This window comes from uncultured Porphyromonas sp. (assembly GCF_934359325.1).
In the GTDB taxonomy this organism is placed as follows: Bacteria; Bacteroidota; Bacteroidia; order Bacteroidales; family Porphyromonadaceae; genus Porphyromonas_A.
Window position 1 is genome coordinate 1 of the sequence record NZ_CAKRLH010000145.1, and the last position, 4,172, is coordinate 4,172.

Sequence of the window (4,172 nt, forward strand, 5' to 3'; positions counted from 1 at the left end):
TTTGCCTTGGGATTATCATTATAGAGGGAGTCAGCGATGTGCTTGGAGAGCTTGGCGGCGGTCTCTCGGTAGATGCTGGAGGACTTGCCGCCGTAGCGGGAGGGCCAGTGGCAGACGAGGACGTGGAAGGGCTCACCGGCGAGCGTCCCGCTGACGAGGAGCTGGTCTCGGGTGCGGTAGCCGGGGCGGAAGTCTACCTCGGGGTAGCGATAGGCCTTGTAGTCGGTTACCTTGAAGAGCTTAGGATTGTAGAGTAGGGCGGTCTCGATGCCTCGCCAGTCGGGCGAGGGGACGTCAATCACCTGCAGCCCCATGTCGGCAATCTCCGGACGCGCGACGAGGTCGTCGCAGACCCGCTTATTCTCCACCTCGGCGAGACCGATGATCGCGGGGCCGGCGGGAGTGACCTCCCGACCCAGCTTGGAGATCACAGAGGCGATGTTGTGGAGCTTCTTCTCATACTTCGCCCGGGTCCAATTGTAGGGACCTGAGGGGAGAAACTCGTCATCCCCGGGATTATCGGGGTCGTCCTCAGCGTCGAAGAGGTTCTCCACATTGTAGAAAGCGGCCGCATAGGCGTCATACTTGGTGTCCGACGCAACCGTCCGGTCACTCGTGTGGCGGGATGAGCCACACGAGGTGGTGAGGACGAGCAGGAGAAGCCCCGCGAGGAGCGAGAGCCTTGGCTTAGTTGGCGACATCATAGTTCTTGTTCTTCATGGAGTCGATAGTAGAGCCGGAGCCCTCGGTGATCACCTTGCCACCACCGACAGTCTTCAGCTTGAGCTCCTTGATCTCCCATGAGGAGGTCTGCCCGTCAGGGGAGGTGTACCTGAAGGCAAAGCGGATGGAACCCTGACCGAGGACTGACTTGGGGAGGTCAACCGTGGTGTCGATAAACTTCCAGTCCTTCCCCTTGGGCAGCTCGATGGTGACCGGTGTCCAAGTGGCGGAGGAGGGGGCACCGGACTTGTAGTCGGTGGAGACGAGGAGCTGATGGCACTCCTTGATCGTAGCTGGGTCGGCAAAGTTGATCGCCTGCTTGAGGGTGAGGTTGGCCGAGGTGACGCCGGTCAAATCGAGGAGCGGAGAGATGAGCCAGTCCTCATTGGCGTGTCCGGTGGTGCCGTCGTGGCCACTCATCACGGCAAAGTGGTCGTATACCTCGCCGGTGGTCTTATTGCTCTGGTGCTTGATCCTCCAGGACTGGTCGCCCTTGACGTTCACTGGGGTGAAGGGCGCCAGATCCTTACTGAAGGGGGCATCGAGGATTGTACTGCCGGTGTCGGGTGTCGGCTCCTCGCTGCCACCCTGATCAGAGGGATCAGAGGGGGTCGTGCCGGGAGTGAAGCCGATCACATCCTCGCGAGAGCGGAGGAAGAGCTGGTAGTCGTTGCCAAACTTAGAGAGGATCGCCACGATAGAGCCGGTGCCCTCCGGAAGCTTGTCGGCAGCGAAGTCGGCGTACCCACTATTGCGGACTATGATTGAGGCGCCCTTGCCGTCGGTGATGAGACGATTGACGGTCTCCTGAGCTGGTGCGAAGGGCTGCCCCTTCTGCTCGAAGTAGACGTTATCGATACGGATCAGACGACCGACGAGGTCATCGGTGAGGTCAGAGATCCTAATGGTCTTTGGCTGGACGAGGTCAGCATTGGGCCAGCCATTGGGCAGCATCTTCTTCTTTATGATCTCGAAGGGGATCCGATTCTTCTCCGCTGTCGGGTGGGCTATTGAGGGCTGTCCGCCATACATGCTGATCGCAAGTCCGTGGAGATCGATGAAGACCTCCTGACCGACGGGGTAGGTCCCGGCGATCGCATTCTGGTCGATGCTCACGGCGATGCCGCCTGTCTCGTCCTGGATGTAGATCTGCTTATAGATATTCCCGGAGACGTCGTTGGCGGATACGGTCGCCCTGAGGACGTACTCGTACTCGATCTCCTTGGAGGAGCGGTCGGCGACGCCGGAGTACTCTTTCTTGAGCTCAGCGATGGTGACGTTTGGCGTCATACCCTCCACCTTGGGCTCCGTGAGGAGTGGTGCATCGTACTTTAGGTCGCTACAGGACGAGACCGTCACGATGGCGGCTGCGGCGAGTGCCAGTAATTTTAGTCCTTGTTTCATATCGTAGTGTATCTCGGATTGTCTGGTGATTAAAAGATGTAGCCGGCATTGAAGAAGAGGTTAATGCCCTGCATGTAGTAGTGCTTATTACCGAATCGCTCAGGGTTCTTCAGATTGATACGTCCCTGCTCGTATCCACCGGTGATGATGTCCCGACGGTTGCTAAGGTTCTGGACAGAGAGGTTGAGATTGATCCTCTGTCGTCCGGGGAGGTAGATGATCTTGCCGATGCTTAGATCGAGGGTGCAGCCACCCTTGAAGCGCTCCTGAGTAGTGATGCCCTTGAAGGCAGCGTACTCCTCCGGATTGTGTCCCGGGACGCCCTCGGGGCGGACTCCGGTATAATTGGAGGCGAGACGACGGATAGGCGCGGGGTCAATGTGGTTGTAGCCGAAGCCATTGACATTAAGATTGAGGAACCAGTAATTGATGAAGTAATTGATCCCAAAGGTGCCAACCATCTGCGGCATCCCTCCGAGGTAGAGGTTTTTCATATATACCTTCTCCTCACGGTTCCGGATCTTGCCGTTGGTCGAGTTCATAACTCCCATCGGGTCATTGGCATAGAAGTACTGGGAGACCGTCCCGACGAGGTCAAAGCTGAGTGCGTCGGTAGCCTTCACATTGATACCCGCCTCGATGCCACGATGCACCTTCTCCATATCGTAGAGAGTGTGGTAGACGAAGGTGCGCTCCACGTCGTTGTAGTAGGCGATCTTGCGCATATCGTCCCAGAACTTGGTGTAGAAGAGCCCCAGACGACCCGACACGCGAGGCGTGGAGAAGACGTAGCTGAGGTCTACAGAGGCATCACTGACCGGCTTGAGATCATCGACCGTGAGGTCGGTGACGTTGGGATTGACGTACATATCCCAGACCAGTGGCGGACGAGACTGGTAGACCGCATTTCCGAGCAGGAAGTGGTGTCCATTAAACTTATAGTTGAAGCCGACCTTGGCATCCCCGGTGACGAAGCTGTGGGACTCTCCCTTACCATAAGAGCTGTCGGGATAGCGTCCGTTGCGCATATATCCCTCACGCAGCATATTGGTGTAGGCGATACGACCACCATAGTAGAGGTCGAGGTGCGCCCAGGTGTGGCTATTCTGTACCCACGCCTCAGCAGAGTGGAGGTCGTGGTCATAGTCGTAACCGAAGACATCGCCCTCGTAGACTCGTCTGTCCGGACGATTGAGGTCATTCTGGATACGGTCATGGTCGCCGGGGAAGTCTCGCTCGGCAAACTTATCCACATCACGGGCATACTGAGCACCCATCAGGTCCTCCACGGTCTGGTACTGGCGCGCATGCCCGTACCGGTAGCCGACGCCACCGGAGACCTTGAGGGTAGAGGTGATCTGCTTATTGAGCGTAGAGTTAAGCGACACCTCGAAGAGATCATTGTTTCGACCCTGTACCATATATACTGCGGAGCCGTCGCCGGTCCTATTGCTCAGCTCATTTATCTGATAGAGACGGTCCCAGTCGATCTGTGACGTGCGACCGGACTGCCAGAGATAGCGGTAGTAGTCCTGCACATCAGGCGCACCGGTAAAGTAGGAGGGCAGATAGCGATAGTAGTCCGGGCGTGGATCAGCACCATTAAACCAGTCAAGGGAGGTCTTCTGGTAGTGGCTGTGGTGGACGCCCACGGCAGTGGTCCAGCTGGTGAGCATATCGGGCTTCCAGTCGTAGGTAAGGATCGCAGTGGGATCGTAGGAGGTGACGACCCGAGAGTTGCGCTTCTTGCCATCCTGCCAGCCCCAATTGGGGTTATAAGTGTAGCATCCCGCGAGCTGCACTGCCTCATCGACTGAGGCTCCCTGCTGACCACGACGGACAGGGGATCCGAAGGTGATCAGACTGAGTGCGTGACGTCCCTCATCCCACCGGTACTCAGCCCCGAGGGCGTAGGAGAGGTTCTCATAGAAGGTCCCCTCTACCACTCCCTCGTGGGCATATCTTCCTCCAAGGAGTCCGGTAAATGCCCAGCCATTATCCATCAGACCGGTATTGTAGCTGATCATTGTGCGGGCGTAGTAGTT

2 protein-coding genes and 1 pseudogene are annotated in these 4,172 nt (G+C 57.5%); all 3 read right to left on the reverse strand.

Annotated elements, in window-relative coordinates; translation table 11 throughout:
* A pseudogene (locus tag Q0F21_RS05865) lies at nt 1-704 on the reverse strand (endonuclease/exonuclease/phosphatase family protein); the annotation flags it as partial.
* The gene (locus Q0F21_RS05870; protein WP_297238245.1) at nt 688-2,127 is read right to left on the reverse strand and encodes a DUF5689 domain-containing protein; all 1,440 of its coding nucleotides are present in this window, start codon (nt 2,125-2,127) and stop codon (nt 688-690) included. The gene Q0F21_RS05870 and the pseudogene Q0F21_RS05865, both read right to left, overlap by 17 nt.
* Nucleotides 2,128-2,156: 29 nt before the next feature.
* Nucleotides 2,157-4,172 (reverse strand): TonB-dependent receptor (locus Q0F21_RS05875; protein ID WP_297238247.1); only part of this gene is annotated, 2,016 nt, incomplete at its 5' end.